This is a genomic window from Stenotrophomonas sp. 78350_Sma (genome assembly GCF_056482105.1).
On the sequence record NZ_CM151182.1, the window covers coordinates 2,313,287 to 2,340,109 of the forward strand.

Sequence of the window (26,823 nt, forward strand, 5' to 3'; positions counted from 1 at the left end):
CTCAGTATTCCGGTGAATCGACGGCAGCCATGCTGGCCGCCTGGTAGGGGAGGTGGACGTCGATCAGGGTGCCTTCGCCATGTGCGGATTCGATCCGCACATGGCCGCCGACACTCTGCGCACGCTCGCGCATTACGATCAGGCCCAGGCCGCGCGGACCGTCCGGGTCGAACCCCTCGCCGTCGTCGCGGATCTGCAGGTGCAGGCCGCGCTTGCCGACGTCGCGCAGCTGAAGTTGTACCTGGCTGGCGCGCGCGTGCCGCAGCACATTGGTCAGGCTTTCCTGGGCGATGCGGAAGCAGGCCTGTTCGATGCTGTTGTCGGGGCGGTGCGGCAGGGGCTCGATCTCGGCCAGCAGTTCCACCGGCGACGAACGAAACAGCACCCGTGCCTGCCAGCTCAGGGCTGCTTCCAGGCCCAGCGCGTCGAGCTGCGGCGGACGCAGCAGGGTAGAGATGTCGCGCAGCTTGGCCACCGTGGTGTCGGCCAGGCTGACGATCTGTGCCAGGTCCTCGCCGCGGCGCTGTGGATCATGCTCGTCCTGCGCCGCATGGGCGGACAATTTGATCGCCGTGATCGCCTGGCCGATGTCGTCATGCAGGTCGCGCGAGATCGCGCGGCGTTCGTCCTCCTGCAGCGAGAACAGCCGGCCGGCCATCGCCTGCAGTTCGCGGTTGCTGGTTTCCAGTGCACTGCGCGTCCGTTCGGAATCGCTCAGGTCACGCACGATCAGCAGCTTGCAGTCGCGGCCGCCGTAGCGCACCTCGCCGACCGCCAGGCCGGCATGGAAGCTGCGCCCGTCTGCGCGCTGCATGGCCACCACGCTGCTGTGGCCGGGGCCCAGGTGTGGCTGCCCGGCGCGCAGCTGGCCGCGGACGCGGGCCAGATCACCGGCAGCGACCAGCGCCGACAGCGGCTCACCCAGCAGGGTGTGGCTGCCATAGCCGAACAGGCTGGCCGCCCAGGCATTGGTGTACAGCACGTGCTCATCGGAGAGGATCACCACGCCATCGGGCAGTACCCGCACCAGCTCGCGGAACTGTTCTTCGCGCTCGCGCAGCAGGCGTCGCGACTGCTCGCGCTCGGTCACGTCCTGCAGGGTACCCAGCACGCGGCTGCGACCGGACTCATCGACACCACTGGCGGCTCGCAGGTGCACCATCAAGGCGCGGCCATCCATCGACAGCAGGGGCAGCAATACGTCCACCTGCACCGGATCAGCCGAGCACAGCTCGGCCAGCAGCTGCTCGGTCTGGGTGGCGGTGGCGGGGTCGGCGGGCACCAGCAGCTCATCGAAGCGGTGCCAGCGGCGGGCTTCCGGAGGCCGGCGGCCAAGCAGGCGGTAGACCTGGTTGGAATAGCGGCCCATGCCGGTGGATGGATCCAGTTCCCAGGCGCCGATGCGCGCCAGCTCGTGGGCTTCCTCGACCCGGGCCAGCGCCTGGTCGCGGCGCAACTGGGCCAGGTCTTCGGCGGTGCGGTCGATGGCGATCAGCAACCGGGCATTGTGGCCGTCATAGCTGATGGCGTTGGAGCGCAGTTCCATCTGCCGCAGCGAGCCGTCGCGCAGCTGCAGCTGGGTCCGCAGGACGCACAGCTCCTCGGGTGCTTCACGGATCGCCTCCAGCTTGGTCTGCAGCGCCTGATCCTGGCCGGGTGGCCACAGCGAGTCGATGGTCTGCTCCAGCAGTTCATCGCGCTCCCAGCCGAATGCGCTGCAGGCCGCCGGATTCGCGTCGAGGATCGCCAGCGTATCCAGGTCGTAGACCAGGATCGGGCCGGGGTTGCCTTCGAACATCTGCCGCAGGCGCAGCTCCGAGGCCTGCTGGCGTGCATGGGTGTGCAGCACGTGCTCGGCCAGCGGTCGCAGCAGCAGGTACAGCAGGCCGGCACTGGCCAGTGCGAAGAACGAGCCCTTCACGCTCTGCCACATCGCCGCCTGCTGCGGATCCGGCACCAGCGCCTGCACGGCACTGTCGGAGGCGATCATCCAGGCCAATGCCATCACCAGGTAGCTCAGCACCACCCGCCGCCGGTCGCGGCTCAGCGCCTGCGCCATCCGCGGGTCGGGAACAGGGGCGGTGCCGGTCGGTTCTGCAGGCATGGACGGGCTGGATGAAAGGGGCGCTGGCCATCTTACCGCGCGGGTGTGCCCTGACCACTCAATTATCCGCCGCAGGCGCCGTTAACCACTGCGTGCCCCGCTGACGGGCGTGTCATCCGGAGCAAGATCGCGTGGACCAAGGGATCATCGCCAGCCTGCTGCAGCACCCGCTTGCGTCGGCGCTGGTCATCGTCGACCGCACGGGCCGCCCGCTGGCGGCCAATCCGGCTGCGCGCGAGCATGGCCTGCCGGCCACCGTGGCCGCCTATGCGCCGATGCTGGAGGATCTGCGCCTGATGGCGGCCGATGGCGGCATCGTTGCCTGCACGCTGCCGGGTGGCCCGCACGGGCACTACGACGGCCACCTGCGCGCTGTGCATGATGGCGCCGGCAATCTGCTGGCCTTCACGTTGAGCATTCCCGAGCCGGTTCCGCTCGGCGGCGGTGGGCGCTGGGAGCTCGCGCTGGACAGCGCCGGCCACAGCCTGTGGGACTGGGACATTCCCAGCGACCGCGTGGTGCGCACCCCGGCACTGGGCGATGAAACCGCCACCGAGATACTGGCGCGCGTGCACAGCGAGGACATCGCCCAGGTGCGGTTCGCACTGGACGAGCATCTGCGTGGGCTGAGCGAGCAGTACAGCGCACAGTTCCGTTTCCGCCAGGCCGATGGCCAGTGGCGCTGGGTGCTGGACCGGGGCCGCGTGGTCGCGCGCACCGCCGATGGCCAGCCGTTGCGCATGGTCGGCACCCATACCGATATCGAGCAGCAGAAGCAGCTGGAAGGGCTGCTTCAGGAACAGCAGCTGCACCTGAGCGAGGCCCAGCGCATCGCCAGCATGGGCAGCTGGTCGTTCGACCCCAACAGCGGTCACTTCTGGTGGTCGCCGGAGCTGCGTTCGCTGCTGGCGCTGGAGCAGGGCGCCGTGCCCGGCCAGCGTCGCTGGCTGAAGCAGCTGCACCCGCGTTCACGGGGTGCACTGCGTGCGGCCTGGCGGCGGCTGTGGCGCGATGGCCGCGCCGCCAATCTCGAGCTGGAACTGACCCGCGGCCCTGAGCCATCGCAGCACCTGCGGCTGTGGATGCAGCCACTGCTGGACATGGACGGACAGCCCAAGCGGTTGCTCGGACAGGTGCAGAACATCACCGAGCAGCACCAGACCGATGCGCTGATCCGCTGGCGCACCGAGCTGCTCAACCGCGTCTCCGCGCTGGGCCGCATCGGCGGCTGCGAGATCGAGGTGCAGACCCGGCACATGCAGTGGACCGAGGAGTGCTACCGCATCCACGGCCTGCGCAAGGAGCCGATCACCCTCGACCAGGCGCTGGCGCTGTATACCGAGGATTCACGCAACGCCTTCGAAGCGGCGTTGGGGCGCATCGCTGATGGTGGGCTGCCCGAGCAGCTGGACCTGTGCTTCTACCGGCAGTCCGGCCTGCGCGTCTGGGTGCAGGTGCTGATCGAACTGGACCGCCGTGATGGGCTGCCGCCGCGTTTCGTGGTGCTGTTCCGTGACATCACTCGGGAGCGCGAGGCCAACGAGCGCATCGAGCTGCTGGCCCATTACGATCTGCTCACTGGCCTGCCCAATCGCGTGCTGCTCGGCGAACAGACCGCCGAAGCCATCGAAGAGGCGCGCGACCGCGGCACATCGCTGGCGATGCTGTTCATCGATCTGGATGGCTTCAAGACCATCAACGACAGTTTCGGCCACGCCACCGGCGACGCCCTGCTGAAGGCGGCCGCGACCCGGCTGCACCAGAACCTGCGCAACAACGATCTGTTTGGCCGCTTCAGTGGTGATGAATTCATCGTGGTGCTGCGCGACCTGGCCGAGCCGGAGGATGCGGGCCATGTGGCACGCAAATTGATCGCTTCGTTGGCCGAGCCGCTGCGCCGGGGCGAAACAACGTTGAAGGTGGGCGCCAGCGTCGGCATTGCGATGCTGGGTGACGCACAGACCGACTTCGATTCCCTGCTGCGTGCCGCCGATGCGGCGATGTATGCAGCCAAGGAGGCCGGCCGCAATACCTACCAGTACTACAGCCAGGACGCGCTGGCCCGCATCCAGCGCAAGCTTGAGCTTGAGCATGCCCTGCACGGTGCCATCGAGCGCGAAGAGTTCAGCCTGGCCTACCAGCCGCTGCTGCATGCCCATCACGGCGAGCCGCCGGCGATCGAGGCGCTGCTGCGCTGGCACCGACCCGGGATTGGCTATTGCAGTCCGGCCGAGTTCATCCCCATCGCCGAGAAGTGCGGCGAGATCGTACGGATCGGCGACTGGGTACTGAATGAGGCCTGCCGCCAGGCCACGGCCTGGGACCGCGCTGGTCTGCGCTTCGACCGCATCGCAGTGAATGTCTCGGCGGTGCAGCTGCGTGACCGCGGCTTTGCCGAGCGCGTGATCGAAATCTGCCACGCCCATGGCTGGCCACCGCAGCGGCTGGAGCTGGAGCTGACCGAGTCGGCGCTGATCCGTGACACCGACATCCTGCGCCATTGCTTCGATGTGCTGGAACGGCACGGCGTACCGTTGGCGGTGGATGACTTCGGTACCGGCTTCTCCAACCTCAATTATCTCAACCGCTTCCCGGTCGGGCGCCTGAAGATCGACCGCAGTTTCGTGCAGGGCATGCTGCATGATTCGGGCACGGCCGAAGTGACCCAGGCCATCGTGCACCTGGGTCACGCGCTGGGCATGAAGGTGGTGGCCGAGGGCGTGGAAACGCACCAGGAAGAAGACATGCTGCGCCGCCAGGGTTGCGACGAAATCCAGGGCTACCTGTACTCGCGCCCGCTCAGCCCGCGTGACCTGGCTCAGTGGCTGCGCCAGCCGCAGCCGGCGCCGATGCGCACCGACGCCAGTGGCGAAGCAGTGCTGGTGCGCTGACAACCCGACGCTGGTGGGTGCCTGCGCTCGCGACCATCCACGCATGGCGTGGATCTACTGACGGCGCCGACTCTGGTGGGTGCCGACCGTTGGTCGGCACGGAAGCCCGTGCCTCTCGATCATCCACGCATGGCGTGGATCTACCTCGGAAACTCCGCCTTCAACTGCATGCGCAGCGCTTCCACGATGGCAGCGTAGCGCCGCTTCTGGACCAGATAGCTGGCCAGGAACAACGGCAGCACCAGCAGCATGGGTGCCACCATCGGGCGCATCGCCACCAGTGGCAACAGCAGCAGCGACAGGGTTGCCACGAACCAGCTGCACAGGCCGATCACCCGCACTTCGTGCCGTCGCGCGTTGAGTACGATACGACCGCGCATCACCGGGAAGTAGCGCAGGCCGAAGCTCGGCGCGAAGCTCTCGCGGAACGCCATGCTGCCGTCGGGCAGCGCATGGAAGGCCAGTTGCAGCCATCTGTCCTGCGGCAGGTCACGCTCCAGGTTGCCCAGCGAGAGCCGGGCCTGTATGGCCGGTGACGCCGCGATGCGCTCATTGAACAGGGTGATGCCCCAGCTGAAATAGGCGGCCACCCACGCCATCAGAAGGATGGTCTCGATCAACAGCACTGCGATCAGGGCGATGGCCATCGGTCTTCCATGAACGGGACCGGGGCATCATGCCACAACGATTTCGCCACCCCGGTAGATCCGCGCCATGCGCGGATGTTGCGGCGAGGGCCAGGCGTCACACCGGCAGATGAAAGCCATCCACGCATGGCGTGGATCTACCGGTTCATCAACGCAATGCCTGCAATGGAATAGCTGGCGATCATCAGTCCGACCACGTACGCCGCCACGATGATCAGCCAATACGTCACCGGCTCGATGTCCCGCCATGCATCAATGGTGCCGGCGCGGTGGTGGCTTAGATGGACATGCCCGGTGTTGATCGCCGTTGCCGCCATCCAGGCACATAGAAAGGCCATCAGCATGAATAGCAGGCTGCCGAACAGGAATGCGACAGGTCGATGCCGGGGCGGCCGCAAGGTGGCGTAGGCGGGGCGCCAGGTGAAGGTGACGGCAATGAGCACCATCGCGGCAAATCCCAGCCAGGTCATGAACGTGGTACTCATGCGACGACACTCCGTGTCCAGCCGTAGGTGGCATGGCCGGATCATGCCATGGGTTTGGAGCGGGTGGCGGTGACAGCCATCCACGCATGGCGTAGATCTACTTCAGGGCCTCGCCATCCAGCCCGAGATCCCAAGCCAATCCCAGTAGTTCGTCGTCCGCCCGCGACGGAGCGGGGCGCGCATCCGCCAGCTGCTGCAGTTCGCGGATCTCTTCGCGGGCGACCTCTTCCAGCTGCTGCAGCTGCTCACGCACGCTCGCGTTGCGCGGGCGCTCGGTGTCGGTGAGGGAGGGCAGGGCGCGGATCAGGGTCATGGTGCGCGTACAGGATGCATCCAGCGGCAGGGTACAGGCAAAGGCCCCGGACGAACCGGGGCCTTGCGGGCTGCCGGCGAGGGCAGCGGACATCAGGATCAGAACAGCTCGACAGTGCCGGCGCCCATGCTCTGCTGGGCAACCGGCTTGTGCGGCGGGCGTTCCCATTCGCTGCGCAGTTCGCGCAGGCGGCTGCCGGTGCGCTGCAGGGCGGTGGCGATCTCTTCGTCGAACACGCCGCCATTGCGGTGCAGCAGTTCCTGCAGGGCCACTGCTTCACGGTTGATCGCGGTCAGGCGGTCCAGGTGGGTGTGCACGCCGCCCAGCGCCTGGGTCGCGATGTCTTCGAACTGCAGGGCGCGCACGGCTTCGGCCACGCTGCCATCGATCGAACGGGCGCAGTCGGACACTTCGCGCATGCCGTCGCCCAGCGAGGCATTGATCTGCGCGACGTTGTCGAGCATTGCCGCTGCTTCCTGGCGGGCTTCGCGGGAGCGGTCCATGTCACGCGAGGCCATGTGCGAGACCGTCTCGCGGACCTTGGCGATGGCGTCCTTGGAGCTGTGCGCCAGCTTGCGGATCTGCTCGTTGAAGGTGGTCGAGCGCTCGGACAGGTTGCGCACTTCGTCGGCGACCACTGCGAAGCCACGACCGGCTTCACCGGCACGCGCCGCTTCGATTGCAGCGTTCAGGGCCAGCAGGTTGGTCTGGTCGGCGATCGACTTGACGTCTTCCAGCAACGCGAAGATGCCATCCAGGTGCTGCGCCATCTGGTCGATGTGCTGCACGGTGGTGCTGCTCTGGCCGCTCACCTGTTCCAGCGCTTCCACCAGCTGTTCCATGCGGTGGCTGGCGTGCTGGGCGAAACGGGCAACGTCCAGGCCGGCATTGCCTTCATCGCCGGCGCGGTCGACGATGCGCGACAGGGCCTGGCTCTGCTGGCGCGACTTGCGGTTCATCGCATCGAAGCTGCCACCGAGGCTGGAGACGGCCTGGCGGATCAGGTCACGGGCGCGTTCCACTTCGCCGCGCGAACCGTCGATTTCGTTGCCGACGAAGTTGCGCAGTTCGGTCAGCAGCTGGTCCTGCTCACGCAGGACACGGGCATGTTCCGGGGAACGGTGCGCCTGGGCGCGGGTGGTCCACCACGCAAAGCCGAGCCAGCTCAGCGTCATCGTGGTCAGGATCGCCCAGCGCAGGGCGGCCGGCCATTCGAAACCGATGGCGAAGGGGAGCAGCAGGGTCAGAGCCAGGGGGGCGGCCAGACGGATGAAAATGCGTGAGTACATGGACGTTCTCGGGAGGTGCACGGAGGATGTATCGGCCGTACCCCCTTTCTCTTTAACGTCGATGTGCCTCGAAGTGCATTCTGAATGCGCCGGTTTTCCGACGCCTTGGCGGCTTCGGGGTCAGAGCCCTTTCCGTGCCGGAAAGGGATCCGACCCCATGGGGCTCAGGCCAGCTGCCGGTCCACGGCCTCGATCATCGCCTTGCGGCTGAACAGGAAGTCCCAGTAGCTGCCGCCCAGCTGGCGCCACAGCACTGCCGAGCGCACAGCGGCCAGCAGCAGGGCGCGGATCTCGGCCACCACCCCGGCCTGGCCCAGGTAGTGCGGGTTGCCCTGCACCATCACCCGCGGCTTGAGGTGGCTGATGGTGTCCGCGTACAGGCCACCCAGATTGGCCAGCACGTCCGGATGGCCGCTGTCGCCCAGCTCGGTGGCCTGGCGCTGGGCGCGTTCGATGCCCGAGGCGACCTTGTTCACGGTGGCGCCGTCCTGCACGAAGCGGCGCTCCAGCTGCAGCACCGACAGGGCCAGCTTGGGCAGGATCGGGTCCTGACCCTGGCTGCGGAAGTAGTTGTGCAGCAGGCGCAGGCCGGCCTTCAGTGCATGGCGGTCACCGAACACCTCCTGCGGCGAGGACGCATCGACACGGAACACGCTGTCCACGGCGGTGCGTACGGCGGCGGCGTCGGAATGGCCGGTATCGGCGATGCGGCGTACCTGCTGCAGGGCCTGGGCAATGCCGGCCAGGGCCAGGACGCGGTCGTCGACAGTGAAACTCATGCAGCGATTACCTCAAAAGGGGAAGGGGTGGTGCGCAGGCGCTGTTCCAGCGGCGCATCGGTGGCGGCGATCACCGCGCCACCCAGGCACACATCACCGTCATACAGCACCAGCGATTGACCAGGGGTAACGGCGCGCTGCGGGCGCGCGAAGGTGACCAGCACGCTGCCATCGTCCAGCACCTCGACCGTACACGGCTCGTCGGGCTGGCGGTAGCGGGTCTGGGCGGTGCATTCAAAGCGCCGTGCCGGCGGCGAACCGGCGATCCAGTGCGCGGTTTCCGAGCGCAGCCGGTCGGACAGCATCCACTTGCTGTCGCGGTCCTGGTCCACGTACAGCACGTTGCTGGCCACATCCTTGCCGACCACGTACCACGGTGCGGCCGGGCGGCCGCGCACGCCGCCGATGTTCAGGCCCTCGCGCTGGCCGAGGGTGAAATAGAACACGCCCGGATGTTCGGCGATGACGCTGCCGTCGGCCGGGTCGAGGATCTGGCCGGGCTTGGCCGGCAGGTAACGGCCGAGGAACTCGCGGAAGTCACGCTCGCCGATGAAGCAGATGCCGGTGGAGTCCTTCTTGGCGTGGGTCGGCAGGCTGACGTCACGGGCGATCCGGCGCAGGTCGGTCTTTTCCAGGTCGCCGATCGGGAACAGGGTCGCCGACAGCTGCTCCTGGCCCAGCTGGTGCAGGAAGTAGCTCTGGTCCTTGGAGCGGTCGGCGCCGCGCAGCAGCAGCCACTGGTGGCCGCGCTGGGCCACCCGTGCGTAGTGGCCGGTGGCGATGCGCTCGGCGCCCAGCTCGCGGGCGGCATCCAGGAAATGCTTGAACTTCACTTCGCGGTTGCACAGCACGTCCGGGTTCGGCGTGCGGCCGGCGGCGTACTCGGCCAGGAAGTGTTCGAACACGCCCTGCCAGTACTCGCTGGAGAAATCGCGGAAGTGGAAGGGAATGCCGAGCAGGCCGCACACCGCCACCGCATCGCGGCGGTCGTCCTCGGCGCGGCAGTCGCCGCTGCCATCGTCGGCCCAGTTCTGCATGAACAGGCCGGCCACGGCCTCACCCTGCTGTACGAGGCGCCAGGCGGCGACCGAAGAGTCGACACCACCAGAGACGCCCACCATCACGCGCGGAGTGCTCATGCGACCTCCCGGACCAGCGAAAGCGGGTGGCGCTGGCCACCCAGGTAATCGGCCACTACCTGCCAGACCAGCGGGCTGCGCTGGCGATCGCCGGCGGTCTGCAGTTCGGCCGGGGTCAGCCACAGCGCGCGATCAATGCCGGTGTCCAACGGCTGCGCCGGGTCATGCGAGACCGGGCGCGCCGCATAGCAGAAGCGCAGGAAGGTCGTGCCGTCGCCGGCAGTCCACTGGTAGCAGCCGATGAAATGGGTCAGCTGCACCGTCCAGCCGGTTTCCTCGCGGGTCTCGCGCAGGGCTGCCTCGGCCAGGCTTTCGCCGGGTTCAAGGTGGCCGGCCGGCTGGTTCAGCACCTGCCGGCCGTCAATGGTCTCTTCAACCAGCAGCACGCGGCCGCCGTCGACCACCACGGTGGCGACGGTGGCGTGCGGTGCCCAGCGCGGGTCCGGCGTGGCGTTCAACTCAGAACTCGTCCTTCTTGGTCAGTTCCAGCTCCATGGCGTCGGCGGTGCGGATGGCCGCATCGATGGCGTCGCTGAGCTGGTCGGCAGTGGCATCGGCGTCGATCTTGACCACGAACATGGCGGTGGTGTCCTGCTTTACCCAGCCGCCCATCTTGGCATCCTGCGAATCTTCCAGCAGGCGGTTGGCCACGGCCACCGGGAACTGCTTGGTCTTGGCGCTGTAAGCGGGCGACCAGATCTCGCGGATGTTGTGGGTGCCGAAATCCTCCACCGACGAACGTACATAGACCATCTGGGTGCGGTCACCCTCGACGTCGAAGACCATGCGATAGTCGCCGTCCTCATCGACTTCATAGGTGTAGCCCAGCTTGTCCAGGTGGCGGGCCACGGCCTTGTCGGCGTCTGCTGCAGCGGAGGAGCCGGATGCAGCCAGGGCGATCAGCAGGGTGGAGAGAAGGGTCCTTTTCATGAAGATCCTGTGAAACATTGCTGAGAGAGGGTGCAATTGTGACGGCGGGCGTGCGTGCCGTCCAATCTGCGGCGGGCCGACGCAGGCTCGCCCGAGCCTCTATAATGGCCCGATGCCCCATGAGTCTTCCCCCGATTCCCAGCACGAGCACGGCGTCGCCGTAGAGGCCGCGCGCCCGGAAGTGGCGCCGCCGCCGTTCTACCAGGTGATGCTGCTCAACGACGACTACACCCCGATGGATTTCGTGGTGGACGTCCTGCAGCAGTTCTTCAGCATGGACCTGGACAAGGCCACGCAGGTGATGCTGCACGTCCATACCCGCGGCCGTGGCGTGTGCGGGGTGTTCACCCGCGAAGTGGCCGAGACCAAGGTTGCCCAGGTCAACGAGTACTCGCGGATGAACCAGCACCCCCTGCTGTGCACCATGGAAAAGGCCTGACCGGCCCCGACCTGTGGCGCCGAGCCGATGCTCGGCTGCCTTTCGCCGAGGTGTGCTTACGCCTCACGCATCGTGCCCACCAGGGTGGGCGCCCAAGGGGTGGGTTTCATCCCTCCGCCAGTGCCTCCAGCGCCATTCGTGCCACGGTCTCATCAATGTCGGCCGGGTCGCCATCATCCCGGAACCATACCGCCGACAACCCCATGCTGGCCGCGATCCAGCGCAGCAGACGCGTGCGTTCCAGCTCCGCCAGCGCTGTGACCTGTTCAAGGCGAGCCGCAAACCGTTCCGGTCGCGTCGCGACATGGATGCCTGGACCGCACAGGTCCGGGTTGCTGAACAGCGTGGTGTAATCGAAGGCCCGATCGCCCAGCAGCCGCTTCGGGTCGATCGCCAGCCAGCCGCGCGCGCCGAAATCCAGCACGTTGTCGTGGTGCAGGTCGCCGTGCAGCGGCCGGATCTCCTGTTCGTCCTGCAGCAGCCCCTCCGCCAGTGATCTGCACTGTTCCAGCAGTGGCGGCAGCGCAGCCCTTGGCTGCAGCAGGTCGGCGAACCATGTACGCAGGCAGACCAGTTCCGCTGGCGGCGCGCTCCGTGGCCGGTGCAGTCGCTGCAGGACCTGGCACAGGATCGTGGTGCAGGCGTCATCGTCGCCGTCGATCGAACGTTGCCGCAGCGAGTCGCCGCCGGCACGCTCGATCAGGATCGCCGGCCCCTCGTGGGCCAGCAGGCGGGCGGCGCCATCGCCCTCCCACCAGCGCAGCAGGCGATGGCTGTTCTGCTCTTCGGTTTCGCTGCTGATCTTCAGCATGGCCGGCTCGCCGGCGGTGGTCAGCACCGGCCAGAGCCGGGCATGGGGCGTTTCGATGGCCGCGCCATCACGCCGCAATCGCCAGCGGCTCAGGTAGGGTTCGCTCATGCTGGGTGGGCTGTCCTGGAGTGAATGAAGATCAAGCGATCTGTACTGCTAACGCCATCTGAACGCAGCAATCCGCTAGGGTGATGGAAAACGCGTAGTCAGGCCGCATATTGTCCCCATCTGCCGCCGGAGTAATCCATGTTCAGCAAAGACCTCGAACACACCATCGGCCAGTGCTACAAGCGCGCCCGTGAGGCCCGGCATGAGTTCATGACGGTCGAACACCTGCTGTTGGCACTGCTCGACAACCCGTCCGCCCAGGCCGTACTGAAGGCCTGTGGCGCCGACGCCGAACGCCTGCGCCAGGAGCTGGAGCAGGCCATCGAGGCTTCCGTGTCCCGCCTGGCCGAAGATGACGGCCGCGATACCCAGCCGACCCTGGGCTTCCAGCGCGTGCTGCAGCGGGCCGTGTACCACGTGCAGTCCTCGGGCAAGAAGGAGGTCACCGGCGCCAATGTGCTGGTCGCCATTTTCGGCGAAAAGGACTCCCACGCCGTCTATTACCTCAACCAGCAGGACGTGACCCGGCTGGACGTGGTCAATTACCTGTCCCACGGCATCGCCAAGCTGGGCGAGGAAGGCGAGCAGCCGTCCTCCTCGTCCGAGGGCGAAGGCCGCATCGAAGGCGGGGAGGGCGAGCCGAAGGGGGATGCCCTGACCGAGTTCGCCAGCAACCTCAACGAGCAGGCCCGGGCCGGTCGCATCGACCCGCTGGTCGGTCGTGCCGACGAGATCGAGCGCACCATCCAAGTCCTGTGCCGCCGCCGCAAGAACAACCCGCTGTACGTGGGCGAGGCCGGCGTGGGCAAGACCGCCATCGCCGAAGGCCTGGCCCGCCGCATCATCGAAGGTTCGGTTCCCGACGTGCTGGCCGACGCGGTGATCTACTCGCTCGACCTGGGCGCACTGGTGGCTGGTACCAAGTACCGTGGCGACTTCGAGAAGCGCCTGAAGAGCGTGCTGACGGCGCTGAAGAAGGTGCCCAACGCGGTGCTGTTCATCGATGAGATCCACACCATCATCGGTGCCGGGTCGGCGTCGGGCGGCACCATGGATGCCTCCAACCTGATCAAGCCGGCGCTGGCTTCCGGCGAGCTGCGCTGCATCGGCTCGACCACCTTCCAGGAATACCGTGGCATCTTCGAGAAGGATCGGGCGCTGGCCCGCCGCTTCCAGAAGATCGACATCGTCGAACCGACCGTCGGCGAGACCTACGAGATCCTGCAGGGCCTGAAGTCCAAGTACGAGCTGCACCACGGCGTCACCTATTCCGACGAGGCGCTGCAGGCCGCAGTGGACCTGTCGGTCAAGCACATCGGCGACCGCCTGCTGCCGGACAAGGCCATCGACGTGATCGACGAGGCTGGCGCCCGCCAGCGCCTGCTGCCGGAAGGCCAGCGCAAGGAGCTGATCGACGTCGAGGAAGTCGAGGCGATCGTGGCCAAGATGGCGCGCATCCCAGCCAAGCAGGTCAGTGCCACCGACAAGGATGTGCTGCAGCACCTGGAGCGCAACCTGAAGATGGTGATCTTCGGCCAGGACCCGGCCATCGAGACGCTGTCCTCGGCGATCAAGCTGGCCCGTTCGGGCCTGGGCAACCCGGAAAAGCCGATCGGCAACTTCCTGTTCGCCGGCCCGACCGGTGTCGGCAAGACCGAAGTGACCAAGCAGCTGGCGTTGCAGCTGGGCATCGAGCTGGTCCGCTTCGACATGTCCGAGTACATGGAGCCGCATTCGATCAGCCGCCTGATTGGTGCTCCTCCGGGCTACGTCGGCTTCGACCAGGGCGGCCTGTTGACCGAGAAGATCGTCAAGACGCCGCACTGCGTGCTGCTGCTGGACGAGATCGAGAAGGCGCATCCGGACATCTTCAACATCCTGTTGCAGGTGATGGACCGCGGCGTGCTGACCGATACCAACGGTCGCGAAGCGAACTTCAAGAACGTGGTGCTGGTGATGACCACCAACGCTGGCGCGGCGCAGGCCTCGCGGCGTTCGATCGGCTTCACCAAGCAGGACCATGCCACCGACGCGATGGAGACCATCCGCCGCAGCTTCACCCCGGAATTCCGCAACCGCCTCGACGCGGTGGTGCAGTTCCAGGCGCTGGGCTTCGAGCACATCCTGCGCGTGGTCGACAAGTTCCTGATCGAGCTGGAGATGCTGTTGCAGGACAAGCACGTCAGCCTGTCGGCCACCCCGACGGCGCGCGACTGGCTGGCCCACCATGGTTTTGACCCGCTGATGGGTGCCCGCCCGATGGCCCGCGTCATCCAGGACAAGATCAAGCGCCCGCTGGCCGACGAGCTGCTGTTCGGCAAGCTGGTCAACGGCGGGAAGGTCAGCATCGACGTGCGCGACGACGAGCTGGTGGTCGAGACCCAGGCCGAGCCGGAGCGCCTGTTGCCGGTGACGGTGGAGTAACGTCGCGCCGGACCGATCCCGGTGCGGTTGGGAAACAAGGGCGGCTTCGGCCGCCCTTGTTGCATGTGCCGCAACTCAACGCCCCTGTTGCGCCAGGCGCCTGAAGGTCGCCGCATCGATCGGTTCGATCCGGGTCACGACGCAGTGGTTGCTGTCGGTCTTCAGGGTGCTGCGGGCGTCACCGCAGATCCGCTCAGGCGTACTTGGCGTGAAGAAGACGTAGCTGGCCGAGGCGGCAGCGCCCAGGCAGCGTTTCTGCAGATGCACCCGATAGTGGCTGTCACCGTCGCGCAGCAGCACCTCGCGTTCCGTGGTGGAGGGGCGGATATCGCGATGGCTGCCGAGGGCAAGGCACTCGGACGGATTGGAGGGCTTTGTGGGTTCAGCGGCGAATGCCGCCAGGGGGAGGCTGACCAGCAGAACTGCCGGCAGCAGGACGTGCGGGAGCAGGGCGTTCATGATCGGGCGGGGGCGGCGATCCGGACTGGATCGGTTCCCACGATGCCGCGGCTGCTGCAAGCGCGAATCTGCCGCAAGCAGGGCTGACCGACGCCACGGTGAGCTCGGTCATGGTGACCTCCGGCAGGGCCGGATTCCGGGCATGACAAAAGGCCAGCAACCAGGGCTGGCCTTGTCGAGTGGCGCCAGGCGCCGACCGCTTACTTCATGCGGTAGGTGATACGACCCTTGGTCAGGTCATACGGGGTCATTTCAACCTTGACCCGGTCACCGGTGAGGATGCGGATGTAGTTCTTGCGCATGCGGCCGGAGATGTGGGCGATGATTTCGTGCCCATTTTCCAGACGAACGCGGAAAGTGGTGTTCGGCAGCGTCTCGCTGACGGTGCCCTCGAACTCGATGGAATCGTCTTTCGACATGTAGTCCTGTGCGGTTCAGAAAACGGCCACGCTGGGCCTAAGGCGCGGTATTTTACGCGTGACAGCGCCAGCTTGCAAAGTTTGTGTTAACCCCCGGCCAAACGCCGTGCTGGCAAGCGTCCGACCGCCCGGGCCCACGGGCCCTCCCGGCCGTCAACGCGCACGGTCCGGCGCACGTGCTGCAGGAATTCCGCGCGCGGGAGGTGCTCGGCACCCATCCGCAGCAGGTGCGGATTCTCCACCTGGGCATCGATCAGTTCCCAGCCCCAGCCATGCAGGGTGGAGGCCAGAGCGGCCAGGGCGATCTTGGAGCCGCCGCTGGCGCCACTGAACATGCTCTCGCCAAAGAACATCGACCCGATTGCCACCCCGTAGATGCCACCGACCAGGGTCTGCCGGTCCCAGACTTCGAACGAATGGGCGAAGCCCAGGTCGTGCAGCTGGCTGTAGGCCTCGACCATCGCAGGGCTGATCCAGGTGCCGTCCTGGCCGGGCCGCGGTGCCGCAGCGCAGGCACGCATCACACGGCTGAAGGCGGTGTCGGCGGTGACCTCCCAGGTACTGCTGCGCAACTGGCGGCGGAAGCGGCTGGACAGATGCACGCCACCGGTGCGGAACACCACGCGTGGGTCCGGCGACCACCACAGGATCGGCTCGCCCTCACTGAACCAAGGAAAGATGCCGCCAGCGTAGGCATTGAGCAGGCGCACCGGATGCAGGTCGCCGCCGACGGCGAGCAGGCCATCAGGCTGGCGCAGCGCGCTCTCGGCCGGAGGAAAGGGGGCGTCAGGCGTATCGGCCAGGCGCCAGGGCAACTGACGGGTCATGCCGGCATTGTATTCGTCGTGGTGATCGGCGATGTCTGGCACCATCAGTCTCCATCGGCAAGGAGCCCCGCATGAGTGAGTCGATCACTGCCATCCTCGATGTGCACGACACCCCGCGCACCCGCAACGACAGCCAGAACATGCTGCTGGTGCTGGCGACTGAGCAGCCGGTCCAGCTCGGTGCGCTGATGCTGCTGGCCCTTGCCCGGCGTTCACCCGGCTCGGCCTTTCTCGACATGGCGTTGGACCTGCTGCCCGATGAAGCTGTCGAACCGGTCTGCGCCGAGGCCTGGCGCCGCTATCGCGACGGCGAGCGCGGTGAACTGCTGGCCAGCGTAGTGGAGTTCGCCAGCTACCAGGCGCCGCGTGTACTGCAGGAGGACTGGGAGGCGTTGCTGGCGGTGGCCATTGAAGATGAGCTGCAGCTGGCCTCACAGGTATGGCGGGGCTTGCCCCCTGCCATTGCCGCGCACTGGGCGCAGATTCTGGCCGAAGCCGATGATGATCGCGAAATGGCGCGGGCGAGGGCGCTGCTGCTTGCCGCCCTGCCTGAGACCTACGCCGTTGCCCGCGGCTACGTGGTCGACTGGGGACGGCTGGATGCCGAGGTCTGGGCGCACTGGGCCGGCGTCGCCGACGGGCCGCAGCCGCGACACCTGCATGACGAGCAGCCGCTGCACATCCGCTTCGGCCGTGAGCAGCACCGTGCGCAGCAGGCGGACGAGCCGAGCTGGCGCAAGCGCATCTGGCGCCTGCATCCGACCTGGAGTGGTGGGCAGGTGCGCCATGCTGGACACATGGGAGGGTGGCTGGAAGCGTTGTGTGGCAGCTGCCATGCACCGCTGCAGCGCCTGCTGAGAACCGACGCTGCCGCGCTGCAGCCGGGTGCGGCGGGCGAGATCACGCTGGGCCTCTGCCTGGACTGCTGCGGCTGGGAAGACCCGCCCGTGCGCTTCTATCGCCACGATGCCATCGGCCTGCCCAGCTGCCACCCCAGCCAGCGTCTGGAGGTGCCGGCCGCGCCGACCGACAGCGGCGACCTGTTGCGTGCCGAGGTGGGTCTGGCCGCCATGGACAGTGCGCGTTGGCAACAACAGGACTGGGGCCAGTCCAATCATCGGCAGAACCTGTCGCGCGTGGGCGGCGCGCCCAGCTGGGTGCAGAGTGCCTGGTATCCGGCGTGCATCGATTGCGGTGAGGAGATGCCCTTCGTGATGCAGCTGGATTCGACGCTGCCGACCACCGATGGAGGCACGCTGCTATGGGGCAGTGGCGGCATGCTCTACACGTTCTGGTGCGCGAAGTGCCGGGTGAGTGGGCATTTCTGGCAGTGCACCTGAGCACAGCGTCCTCGCCAGCGCTCTGGTAGATGCCAACCTTGGTTGGCAGGCCTCATTGCCCTGGTAGGGGCCAACCGCGGTTGGCGCGCTTTTCGGCACCGCGCCAGTCGAGCAAGCTCGACTCTACGGCTCTGCGCGGAACGGCCCATGTCCCTGCAGCTGCTGCTGGTAGCGCCGCACATCGCGTCGCTCCTGTCGGCACCAGTCCTGCAGTGCTTCTGCGAAATCCGCATCAGCCACCCAGTGCCGGCTGCGCACCAGCGTCGGCAGGAAACCGCGCGCCAGCTTGTGCTCGCCCTGTGCACCCGGTTCGAAACGGGTCAGCCCTTCGCGCAGGCAGTATTCGATACCCTGGTAGTAGCAGGCCTCGAAGTGCAGGCCGGGCAGGGTGGCGCCACCCCAGTAGCGGCCATACAGCGTGTCGCCACCGCGCAGGCACAGCGCGCCGGCAATCGGCTCGCCGTCCTGTTCGGCCAGGAACAGCACCAGCCCGCGGCCCAATGAAATGGCCAGATGGCGCAGAAAGGCCTCGGTCAGCGCCGGGGCGTTGCCGTACTCGAGGAACGTCTGCAGATAGAAGCGATACATCGCCTGCAGGTCTGCGCGGCTGGCTTCATCGCCGTGCACCACGCGGAAGGTAATGCCCTGGCGGGTGACCTTGGCCCGTTCCTGGCGGATGTTCTTGCGGTGCTTGTGGTTCATCGCGCCGAGGAACTGGTCGAATGTCGCCCAGTCACCGGGGTTCTGCCACTGGAACTGCACGTCTTCGCGCAGCAGCCAGTCATCGCCGAACAGCGCCTCGTCCACTGCGGTGTGGAAGTTGATATGGGCCGAGGACACGTCCAGTGCCGGCAGCGCCTCGCGCAATGCCGACAGCAATGCGGCGCGCTCTGAATCGTGACGGGCCAGCAGGCGCGGGCCGGTGACTGGCGAGTACGGCACCGCGCCCAGCCACTTCGGGTAGTAGTCGCGGCCATGACGGGCATACGCGTTGGCCCAGGCATGGTCGAACACGAACTCGCCGTGCGAATTGGTCTTCAGGTAGCCCGGAATGGCGCCGACCAGAGTGCCGCCCTCCCACAGCGTGAAATGCCGGGGCTGCCAGCCCCAGTCCTCGCGCAGGCAACCGTGCTGTTCAAGGCCTGAGAGAAAGGTGTGGTTGACGAAGGGGTTCTGCCCGTCGTGCAGGGCATCCCAGTCGGTGGCGGGAATGGACTGCAGGGAGTCGAGGAAGCGGGGGGAGGGCATGGGGAAAGGATAGGGCAGATGAAACAGAAAGGCCGACGCACTGGCGTCGGCCTTCTATCCGGAGTCGAGCGTGGCTCGACCCTACAGAAGCGGGCCAGCCTCTCAGCTGGCCTTGCCCTGTGCGTCCAGGTAGCGCTCGGCGTCCAGTGCGGCCATGCAGCCGAAGCCGGCTGAAGTGATCGCCTGGCGGTAGTGCTGGTCGGCCACGTCGCCTGCGGCGAACACGCCTTCCACCGAGGTCTGGGTGGCATTGCCGCCCAGGCCCGAGCGGATTTCCAGGTAGCCGTTGTTCATCGCCAGCTGGCCGTCGAACAGGGTGGTGTTCGGGTGGTGGCCGATGGCCACGAAGAAGCCGTGGGCGTCGATATCGCGGGTGCTGCCGTCCAGGGTGGACTTCACGCGCACGCCGGTCACGCCGGCGTCGTTGCCCAGCACTTCCTCCACCTGGTGGTGCCAGACGGTCTCGATCTTGCCTTCGGCCACCTTCTTGAACAGCTTGTCCTGCATGATCTTTTCCGCCTTCAGGGTGTCGCGGCGGTGGACCAGGTAGACCTTGCGGGCGATGTTGGACAGGTACAGGGCCTCTTCCACGGCGGTGTTGCCGCCACCGACCACGACCACGTCCTGGTCGCGGTAGAAGAAGCCGTCACAGGTGGCACAGGCGGACACGCCGCGGCCCTTGAACTCGTCCTCGGTCGGGATGCCCAGGTACTTGGCGGTGGCGCCGGTGGAAATGATCAGCGCATCGCAGGTGTACTCGTGGCTGTCGCCGATCAGCTTGAACGGGCGCTGCGACAGGTCGGCGGTGTGGATGTGGTCGAAGATGACCTCGGTCTCGAAGCGCTCGGCATGGGCCTGCATGCGCGCCATCAGGTCCGGGCCCATCAGGCCGTGGGCATCACCCGGCCAGTTGTCCACCTCGGTGGTGGTCATCAGCTGGCCACCCTGCTGCAGGCCGGTGATGACGACCGGCTTCAGGTTGGCGCGGGCGGCGTAGACGGCGGCGGTCCAACCGGCCGGGCCGGAACCGAGGATGACGAGGCGCTGGTGGCGGGAGGGCAGGCTGGTGCTCATGTAAACTCGCGAAAAGGTAGATGGGACAAGGCGCTGGCGATGTTTGCGCAGCATCCGTGGCAGGTCATAGAGTGGCGGCTGGGGCAGGGCGATTCAAGCCGATGAACAGAACGCCGTCATCCAGCGGTGGTTCCGGCGCTCTGAATGCCCTGTCGGATGTCGCATAACTGAAAACTGACGCCGTCTCATTTATTATCAATCACTAACAGCGCATTCCAAAGGTATGGTCTAAGGTGGCGAAGCAGGTCCCCGAACGCTCCAAGTCCGACGACAGCAAGGCGTCACGTCGCACGGCTGCGGCGGCGACGACCGACAATCCACGCCGCCAGCGCCTCTGGCGCGATCTGGGCCTGATCGCCATCGCGCCGGCCCTGCTGTACCTGGCGGCCAGTCTTTTCACCTATTCAGCCACTGATCCGGGCTGGTCGCATACCGGCAGCGTGGTCGCGCCGGTGCACAACCTTGGCGGCCGCGCCGGGGCCTGGATCGCCGACGTGCTGCTGCAGTTGTTCGGCTACATCGCCTTCCTGCTGCCCGTGGTACTGGGCGCGCTGGCGTGGATCGCGATGTTCGGGCTCAAGCGCGAGAGCAAGGGCGAGAACGACCTGGACCCGGCGCTGCGCCTGGTCGGCCTGGTCGGCTTCCTGATCGCCGGCACCGGCTTCCTGCACGTGCGCCTGTTCAGTGGCGATGTCTCCAGTGCCGGCGGCATCCTCGGCAAGCTGGTCGGCAACTCGCTCACGGTGGGCTTCGGCGCGCTGGGCGCGAACCTGTTCGTGCTGGTGCTGCTGCTGGCTTCGATCACCCTGGCCACCGGGCTGTCCTGGTTCACGGTGATGGAGAAGATCGGCCGCGGGGTGATGTCGCTGGCGCCGCTGCTGGCGCGCAAGAAGGAAGAAGTCACCGAGTGGCAGCAGACGCGGGTGATGCGCGAGGAGCGCCAGGAAGTGCGCAAGGCCGACGCCGAAGTGCGCGCCAAGCGCGAGCCGGTGAAGATCGAGCCGCGCCCGGAGCCGGTGATCGAGAAGAGTGACCGGGCCAAGCGTGACACGCAGATCCCGATGTTCCGTGGCGTCAACGGCGATGGCTCGGACCTGCCGCCGCTGGCCCTGCTGGATGACCCCAAGCCGCAGCCGGTGGGCTATGACAAGGACACGCTGGACGCGCTGTCGCGACAGATCGAGTTCAAGCTGAAAGATTTCCGCATTGACGCCCAGGTGGTCGGTGCCAACCCCGGCCCGGTCATCACCCGCTTCGAGATCGAGCCTGCGCCGGGCATCAAGGTCAGCCAGATCAGTTCGCTGGACAAGGACATCGCGCGCGGCCTGTCGGTGAAGTCGGTGCGCGTGGTGGACGTCATTCCGGGCAAGTCGGTGATCGGCCTGGAAATCCCCAACGTCACCCGCGAGATGATCTATCTCTCCGAGTTGCTGCGTTCGAAGGAGTACGACAAGTCGGCCAGCGTGCTGACCCTGGCGCTGGGCAAGGACATCGCGGGCCGCTCGACCGTGGCCGACCTGGCGCGCATGCCGCACCTGCTGGTGGCCGGTACCACCGGTTCGGGCAAGTCGGTGGCGGTCAACGCCATGGTGCTGAGCCTGCTGTTCAAGGCCTCGCCGAAAGACCTGCGGATGCTGATGATCGACCCGAAGATGCTCGAACTGAGCGTCTACCAGGGCATTCCGCACCTGCTGGCGCCGGTGGTCACCGACATGAAGGAGGCTGCCAACGGCCTGCGCTGGTGCGTGGCCGAGATGGAGCGCCGCTACAAACTGATGAGCGCGGTGGGCGTGCGCAACCTGGCCGGCTTCAACAAGAAGGTGAAGGAAGCCCAGGACGCCGGCCAGCCGCTGATGGACCCGCTGTTCAAGCCGAACCCCGAGCTGGGCGAGGCGCCGCGCCCGCTTGAGACGCTGCCGTTCATCGTCATCTTCATCGACGAATTCGCCGACATGATGATGATCGTCGGCAAGAAGGTGGAAGAGCTGATCGCGCGCCTGGCACAGAAGGCACGTGCGGCCGGCATCCACCTGATCCTGGCCACGCAGCGCCCGTCGGTGGACGTGATCACCGGCCTGATCAAGGCCAACATCCCGACCCGCATCGCCTTCCAGGTCAGCTCCAAGATCGACTCGCGCACCATCCTCGACCAGTCCGGCGCGGAAACCCTGCTCGGCCATGGCGACATGCTGTACCTGCCGCCGGGTACGGCCATGCCTGAGCGCGTCCACGGCGCCTTCGTCTCCGACGAGGAAGTGCACCGCGTGGTCGAACACCTCAAGGCGATGGGCCCGGCCGACTATGTCGACGGCGTGCTGGACGAAGTGCAGACGATGGGTGACGGCGTGGTCGTCGGCGCCACCGGCCTGCCCGAGAACAGTTCTGCCGGCGACGAGTCCGACCCGTTGTATGACGAAGCGCTGCGGGTGGTCACCGAGACCCGCCGTGCTTCGATCTCCGGCGTGCAGCGCCGGCTGAAGATCGGCTACAACCGCGCGGCGCGACTGATCGAGGCCATGGAAGCGGCCGGCGTGGTCAGTGCGCCCGAACACAATGGCGACCGCACGGTGCTGGCACCGCCGCCGCCCAAGTAAGACCCGACGTACCCCCACGACGTCCAAGGAACCGACGCATGCTTCACCCCGTACCCAGCGCGCTGGCACTGGCGCTGGCAGCCTTGATGGCTGCCGGCCCGGCACTGGCAGACACCGCCACCTCCGCGCCCGCCACGGCGCCGCCTTCCACCAGCGGCGATACCGAAGCCAGCAACAATTTCAGCATTGTCCGTTACCGCGCCGACTACCAGGTGCGGCCGGACGCGGGCAATGTGCAGACCGAAACCTACGAAGTCCTGCTCAAGACCAAGGCCTCCGTCGAGCAGTTCAGCCAGGTGCGGCTGAGCTACAGCGAGAAGATGGAGACGCTGGAAGTGCTCGGCGCCTACACCATCACCGCCGACGGCCAGCGCCGCGACGTGCCGGCCGACCGCATCTACACCCAGGAGAGCTACTCCAGCGCCTCGGCGGCGATGTATGCCGATCGCAAGGTGCGGGTGATCGTGTTCCCGAACCTGGCCCCGGGCACGCGCCTGTACTACCAGGTGCGTCGCACCCAGGCCACGCCGTACTTCCCGGGCTACTTCGGCCTGTGGGAGACGTTCAATGTCTTCACCGAGTACGAGGACGCCGAAGTCACCCTCAGCGCGCCGGCCAGCCTGCCGATGTTCGTCGACAGCCGTGGCGTACAGGGCAGCGACCGGCCGACGGTGAAGAACGGACAGGCGCAGTGGCGCTGGCGCTACCAGCGGCGCGAAGCCATGCCGGCACAGAACTGGTCGGCGGCGGGCTGGGAGTTCGGCCCCAACATCATGGCCAGCACGTATCGTGACTGGTCGCAGATGGGTCGCGCCTACCAGCTCAAGGCCGGCCCGGCGGCCGAGGTGACCCCGGCGCTGCAGGCGCTGGCTGATGAGATCACTGCTGGCATCAGCGACCGGCGCGAGCAGGCCGATGCGCTCTACCGCTGGGTGGCGCAGAACATCCGCTACGTGGCCGTGTATCTGGGCAATGGCGGCCTGGAGCCGAACAGTGCGCAGAGCATCCTCGACAACCACTACGGTGACTGCAAGGACCATGTGACGATCCTGGAGGCGCTGCTGGCGGCCAAGGGCATTGCCAGTTCGCCGGTGCTGATTGGTGCCGGCGGCGGTCCGACCCTGCCGAAGATCCCGGTGCTGGGCCGCTTCAACCACGCCATCACCTACATTCCCGAGTTTGATCTGTACCTGGATTCGACCACCGCGTGGGCGCGTTTCGGACAGCTGCCGGAAGGGGATCTGGGTGCGCCGGTGATGCGGACGCGCGATGCCACGCTGGCGCGCACCCCGGCCAACACGCCGGAGCGCAATGCAACCTCGATGGAGGTGCGCTTCACCTTCGACGCCAACGGCAACCTGCGCGGCGAGACCATTCCGAAACTGGGCGAGAACGCCGAGATCGGCATGCGCGCCCAGTTCTCCCAGCTCAACGCGCAGAACCGCGCGCGCGCTGAAGAGCAGATCATGGCTGCCTCCGGTTTCGACGGGCGAGGGCAGCTGCAGATCCAGGGCGTGCCGGTCGACCTGACCCGGCCGTTCGGTTATCGCATGGGGTTCCAGGCGGAGGACTACGCCGATTTCAGCGTGGCCGGCGGCATGGCCGTGCCGGACCCGCCGGGTGGTGAGTCGGTGCGTGGGCTGTATGCCACCGCCTCGGCGCCGGCCAACGAGACCCCGTTCTACTGCAATGCCAGTCTGCGCGAGGAAACCTATCGCCTGCAGTTCCCGGCCAACGCGCCGATCATCGCGGTCCCGGCCAGCCAGCGCTTTGCCAACGCCGCCGGCGAGTACCGGGTGGAATGGAGTCGCGAAGGGCAGGAGGTGACCGTGCATCATCGCCTGCAGCAGAACGCGGTGCGGGGGCCGGAGGCGCTGTGCCAGCCGCAGGACTACGCCGCGTTCCGCGCGCTGTACCGCGAAGTGCGGCGCGGCTTCCGCGGCCAGGTGCTGTACGGCAAGCTGAAGTAGATCCACGCCGCGCATGGATGGCGCAACGCCTGGCGGGCATGGCCCGGCACTACTGGGTGGCAGTAGTGCCACGCCACGCGTGGATGAAATCGTCATCGTGCGTGCATCGCCGTTCGACGATCGGGGCGTCATAATGACGCCCTGATCGCCCATTCAGCTTGTTCCGGGCACACTCGTATCCAACTTTCCTGGCCTGCGTGCCGACAGGATCTCCGCATGAACGTCCGCCTTCGCCGTTTCCTTGCCACCACCACCCTGGCCGTGGCCTGCGCCGCCGCCGGCAGCGCCTGGGCCGGTGCCCGCGATGACCTGAAGACCTTCACCAGTGGCCTGAAGGGCCTGGATGGCCAGTTCAGCCAGCAGGTGTTCGACAGCCGCGGCAAGGTGAAGGAATCGACCAGTGGCCGCGTGGCGCTGTCGGCGCCGCGCCTGTTCCGCTGGGAGTACGTGCGCCCGCACGAGCAGCTGATCGTGGCTGACGGCAAGAAGGTCTGGATGTACGAACCGGACCTGGAGCAGGCCACCGTGCGCGAGCAGGGCAAGGAAGAGCAGAACAGCCCACTGACCGCACTGATCAATCCGGCGCTGCTGGAGCAGCAGTACGACGTCAGCGAAGAAGCCGCACAGCGTGACGGCCTGCAGTGGCTGTCGCTGTCGCCGAAGCGCGAAACCGAAGCCAGCTTCCAGTACGCCGCGCTGGGCTTCAATGCCCAGGGCCTGGCCAGGATGGAGATCACCGACGCCGTCGGCCAGCGCACCGTGATCAGCTTCAGCGGCTGGAAGCGCAACCCCGGCTTCGCCGCGGGCACCTTCAGCTTCACCCCGCCGAAGGGCACCGACGTCATCGGTAATTGATTCCGGTCGCCGGGCATGGCCCGGCGCTACCTGCCCTGGTGGGTGTCAACCGGCACCGCCTTGGTGGGTGTCAACCTTGGTTGACACTTTCTTGATCAGCCGGCCAGCGGCCGGCTCTACCGGTTCCTGAGGCCTGGCGCTGGTGGGCGCCAACCTTGGTTGGCACGCGCTCGCGGTACAATGAGCGGGTGGCAAGACATCGTTCAACTTCCTTCCCCGGCCCCGATCTGCTGAGCGTCGATCGGGAACATCTGCGCCCGCTGGCCGAGCGCATGCGCCCGCGCACCCTCGACGAAATGGTCGGGCAGAAGCGCCTGCTGGCGCCGGACAGCGCGCTGCGTCGCGCGGTCGAATCCGGCCGCGTGCACTCGATGATCCTGTGGGGGCCGCCGGGCTGCGGCAAGACCACGCTGGCGCTGTTGCTGGCCGAATATTCCGATGCCGAGTTCCGCGCCATCTCCGCCGTACTGTCCGGTCTGCCGGAAGTGCGCCAGGTGCTGGCCGAAGCCGCGCAGCGCTTCGCCGAAGGCCGGCGCACCGTGTTGTTCGTCGATGAGGTGCACCGCTTCAACAAGGCGCAGCAGGATGCGTTCCTGCCGCACATCGAACGCGGCACCATCCTGTTCGTCGGCGCCACCACCGAAAACCCGTCCTTCGAGCTGAACTCGGCGCTGCTGTCGCGGTGCCGCGTGCACGTGCTGGAAGGCGTTTCGCCCACTGACATCGTCGAGGCGCTGCAACGTGCGCTGGGTGATCGCGAGCGCGGCCTGGGCGAAGAGGGCATCGAGGTCGCGCCCGAACTGCTGCTGGAAATCGCCACCGCCGCCGATGGTGACGTGCGCCGTGCACTGACTCTGCTGGAGATCGCCGCCGAGCTGGCAGGCGGCGAGGGCGGCCGCATCACCCCGCAGACCTTGACCCAGGTGCTGGCCGATCGCACCCGCCGCTTCGACAAAGGGGGCGAGCAGTTCTACGACCAGATCTCGGCGCTGCACAAGTCGGTACGCAGCTCCAACCCGGATGCCGCGCTGTACTGGCTGACCCGCATGCTCGATGGTGGCTGCGATCCCTCCTATCTGGCGCGTCGGCTGACCCGCATGGCGATCGAGGACATCGGCCTGGCCGATCCGCGCGCGCAGAGCATGGCGCTGGAAGCCTGGGACATCTATGAGCGGCTGGGCAGCCCGGAAGGCGAGCTCGCCTTCGCCCAGCTGGTGCTGTACCTGGCCAGCACCGCCAAGTCGAATGCCGGCTATGCGGCCTTCAACCAGGCCAAGGCCGACGTGCGCGAGAGCGGTACCGAAGAGGTGCCGCTGCACCTGCGCAATGCGCCGACCAAGCTGATGAAGGAGCTCGGCTACGGCGCCGAGTACCAGTACGACCATGATGCCGAAGGCGGCATCGCACTGGACCAGACCGGTTTCCCGGATGCGATGGGCGAGCGGGTGTACTACAACCCGGTGCCGCGCGGGCTGGAGATCAAGCTGAAGGAAAAGCTGGACCGGCTGCGTGCCGAGCGCGAGGCGGCGAGGGCCGCGAAGGGCCGCTGACCCGGCTTCTGTAGCGTCGAGCCATGCTCGACTTCGCACTTGCGCGGGTTACGGGTGTCTTCTGGAACAGCAGCCGGGCATGGCTCGGCTACATTGTCCTGCGTGCGTTCATTTGGCACACTGCGCGG

General features: G+C 66.9%; 23 protein-coding genes. 8 read left to right on the forward strand and 15 right to left on the reverse strand.

Annotated elements, in window-relative coordinates; all coding sequences use genetic code 11:
• Position 1 precedes the first annotated feature (1 nt).
• A complete protein-coding gene (locus ACZK4H_RS10765; protein ID WP_099552266.1) occupies positions 2-2,104 on the reverse strand; it encodes a sensor histidine kinase in 2,103 nt (700 codons plus the stop codon).
• A 131-nt stretch (positions 2,105-2,235) separates the two neighbouring features.
• Between ACZK4H_RS10765 and ACZK4H_RS10770 the strand changes: the two genes are divergently transcribed.
• Positions 2,236-4,995 (forward strand): bifunctional diguanylate cyclase/phosphodiesterase, encoded by a 2,760-nt coding sequence (locus ACZK4H_RS10770; protein WP_099552265.1) that lies wholly within the window; start codon positions 2,236-2,238, stop codon positions 4,993-4,995.
• A gap of 140 nt (positions 4,996-5,135) precedes the next feature.
• Here ACZK4H_RS10770 and ACZK4H_RS10775 read toward each other — a convergent pair whose 3' ends face one another.
• The 8 genes from ACZK4H_RS10775 to ACZK4H_RS10810 form a co-directional block, all read right to left on the reverse strand.
• The gene (locus ACZK4H_RS10775) at positions 5,136-5,642 is read right to left on the reverse strand and encodes a hypothetical protein (RefSeq protein WP_099552264.1); all 507 of its coding nucleotides are present in this window, start codon (positions 5,640-5,642) and stop codon (positions 5,136-5,138) included.
• A 137-nt stretch (positions 5,643-5,779) separates the two neighbouring features.
• Positions 5,780-6,127, reverse strand: coding sequence for a hypothetical protein (locus ACZK4H_RS10780; RefSeq protein ID WP_099552263.1), 348 nt, complete (start codon positions 6,125-6,127; stop codon positions 5,780-5,782).
• Between the two features lie 97 nt (positions 6,128-6,224).
• Entirely contained in the window at positions 6,225-6,440 is a 216-nt protein-coding gene (locus ACZK4H_RS10785) for a hypothetical protein (protein ID WP_099552262.1), read from the reverse strand.
• A gap of 98 nt (positions 6,441-6,538) precedes the next feature.
• Positions 6,539-7,729, reverse strand: a complete 1,191-nt coding sequence (locus tag ACZK4H_RS10790) for a methyl-accepting chemotaxis protein (protein ID WP_032127364.1) — start codon at positions 7,727-7,729, stop codon at positions 6,539-6,541.
• A gap of 164 nt (positions 7,730-7,893) precedes the next feature.
• A complete protein-coding gene (hflD, locus tag ACZK4H_RS10795) occupies positions 7,894-8,508 on the reverse strand; it encodes a high frequency lysogenization protein HflD (RefSeq protein WP_010485865.1) in 615 nt (204 codons plus the stop codon).
• A complete protein-coding gene (gene mnmA / locus ACZK4H_RS10800; RefSeq protein ID WP_099552261.1) occupies positions 8,505-9,647 on the reverse strand; it encodes a tRNA 2-thiouridine(34) synthase MnmA in 1,143 nt (380 codons plus the stop codon). Before mnmA ends, hflD begins: the two co-directional genes overlap by 4 nt.
• Complete coding sequence (locus tag ACZK4H_RS10805; protein WP_099552260.1) at positions 9,644-10,105, reverse strand: NUDIX hydrolase; 462 nt, start codon at positions 10,103-10,105, stop codon at positions 9,644-9,646. The genes mnmA and ACZK4H_RS10805 overlap by 4 nt, the downstream gene beginning before the upstream one ends.
• Position 10,106: 1 nt before the next feature.
• Complete coding sequence (locus tag ACZK4H_RS10810; protein WP_099552259.1) at positions 10,107-10,577, reverse strand: hypothetical protein; 471 nt, start codon at positions 10,575-10,577, stop codon at positions 10,107-10,109.
• Positions 10,578-10,689: 112 nt separating this feature from the next.
• Here ACZK4H_RS10810 and clpS point away from each other — a divergent pair, with 112 nt between their 5' ends.
• Positions 10,690-11,016, forward strand: a complete 327-nt coding sequence (gene clpS / locus ACZK4H_RS10815) for an ATP-dependent Clp protease adapter ClpS (RefSeq protein ID WP_005409592.1) — start codon at positions 10,690-10,692, stop codon at positions 11,014-11,016.
• A gap of 106 nt (positions 11,017-11,122) precedes the next feature.
• Here clpS and ACZK4H_RS10820 read toward each other — a convergent pair whose 3' ends face one another.
• A complete protein-coding gene (locus ACZK4H_RS10820) occupies positions 11,123-11,935 on the reverse strand; it encodes an APH(6) family putative aminoglycoside O-phosphotransferase (RefSeq protein ID WP_099552258.1) in 813 nt (270 codons plus the stop codon).
• Positions 11,936-12,073: 138 nt separating this feature from the next.
• Here ACZK4H_RS10820 and clpA point away from each other — a divergent pair, with 138 nt between their 5' ends.
• Positions 12,074-14,359, forward strand: a complete 2,286-nt coding sequence (gene clpA, locus ACZK4H_RS10825; protein WP_099552257.1) for an ATP-dependent Clp protease ATP-binding subunit ClpA — start codon at positions 12,074-12,076, stop codon at positions 14,357-14,359.
• A 75-nt stretch (positions 14,360-14,434) separates the two neighbouring features.
• Here clpA and ACZK4H_RS10830 read toward each other — a convergent pair whose 3' ends face one another.
• From ACZK4H_RS10830 to aat, 3 genes are all read right to left on the reverse strand, one after another.
• The gene (locus ACZK4H_RS10830) at positions 14,435-14,818 is read right to left on the reverse strand and encodes a hypothetical protein (protein WP_099552256.1); all 384 of its coding nucleotides are present in this window, start codon (positions 14,816-14,818) and stop codon (positions 14,435-14,437) included.
• A 200-nt stretch (positions 14,819-15,018) separates the two neighbouring features.
• The gene (gene infA, locus ACZK4H_RS10835) at positions 15,019-15,237 is read right to left on the reverse strand and encodes a translation initiation factor IF-1 (RefSeq protein WP_005409596.1); all 219 of its coding nucleotides are present in this window, start codon (positions 15,235-15,237) and stop codon (positions 15,019-15,021) included.
• Positions 15,238-15,323: 86 nt separating this feature from the next.
• A complete protein-coding gene (gene aat, locus ACZK4H_RS10840; RefSeq protein WP_099552292.1) occupies positions 15,324-16,064 on the reverse strand; it encodes a leucyl/phenylalanyl-tRNA--protein transferase in 741 nt (246 codons plus the stop codon).
• Between the two features lie 71 nt (positions 16,065-16,135).
• Here aat and ACZK4H_RS10845 point away from each other — a divergent pair, with 71 nt between their 5' ends.
• On the forward strand, positions 16,136-17,404 hold the full coding sequence (locus tag ACZK4H_RS10845) for a hypothetical protein (protein ID WP_099552255.1): 1,269 nt from the start codon (positions 16,136-16,138) through the stop codon (positions 17,402-17,404).
• 123 nt (positions 17,405-17,527) lie between these two features.
• Here ACZK4H_RS10845 and ACZK4H_RS10850 read toward each other — a convergent pair whose 3' ends face one another.
• Positions 17,528-18,652, reverse strand: coding sequence for a GNAT family N-acetyltransferase (locus ACZK4H_RS10850; RefSeq protein ID WP_099552254.1), 1,125 nt, complete (start codon positions 18,650-18,652; stop codon positions 17,528-17,530).
• 102 nt (positions 18,653-18,754) lie between these two features.
• A complete protein-coding gene (gene trxB / locus ACZK4H_RS10855) occupies positions 18,755-19,726 on the reverse strand; it encodes a thioredoxin-disulfide reductase (RefSeq protein ID WP_057501125.1) in 972 nt (323 codons plus the stop codon).
• A gap of 233 nt (positions 19,727-19,959) precedes the next feature.
• Here trxB and ACZK4H_RS10860 point away from each other — a divergent pair, with 233 nt between their 5' ends.
• The 4 genes from ACZK4H_RS10860 to ACZK4H_RS10875 all read left to right on the forward strand — a co-directional run bounded on the left by ACZK4H_RS10860 (position 19,960) and on the right by ACZK4H_RS10875 (position 26,695).
• A complete protein-coding gene (locus ACZK4H_RS10860; protein WP_099552253.1) occupies positions 19,960-22,320 on the forward strand; it encodes a DNA translocase FtsK in 2,361 nt (786 codons plus the stop codon).
• A 38-nt stretch (positions 22,321-22,358) separates the two neighbouring features.
• On the forward strand, positions 22,359-24,290 hold the full coding sequence (locus ACZK4H_RS10865) for a DUF3857 domain-containing protein (RefSeq protein ID WP_099552252.1): 1,932 nt from the start codon (positions 22,359-22,361) through the stop codon (positions 24,288-24,290).
• Between the two features lie 216 nt (positions 24,291-24,506).
• Positions 24,507-25,145 carry an outer membrane lipoprotein periplasmic chaperone LolA gene (lolA, locus tag ACZK4H_RS10870; protein WP_099552251.1) on the forward strand — a complete coding sequence of 213 codons (639 nt, stop codon included), beginning with the start codon at positions 24,507-24,509 and terminating at the stop codon, positions 25,143-25,145.
• A gap of 272 nt (positions 25,146-25,417) precedes the next feature.
• Entirely contained in the window at positions 25,418-26,695 is a 1,278-nt protein-coding gene (locus ACZK4H_RS10875; protein WP_239503725.1) for a replication-associated recombination protein A, read from the forward strand.
• The last annotated feature ends 128 nt before the right edge of the window (positions 26,696-26,823 follow it).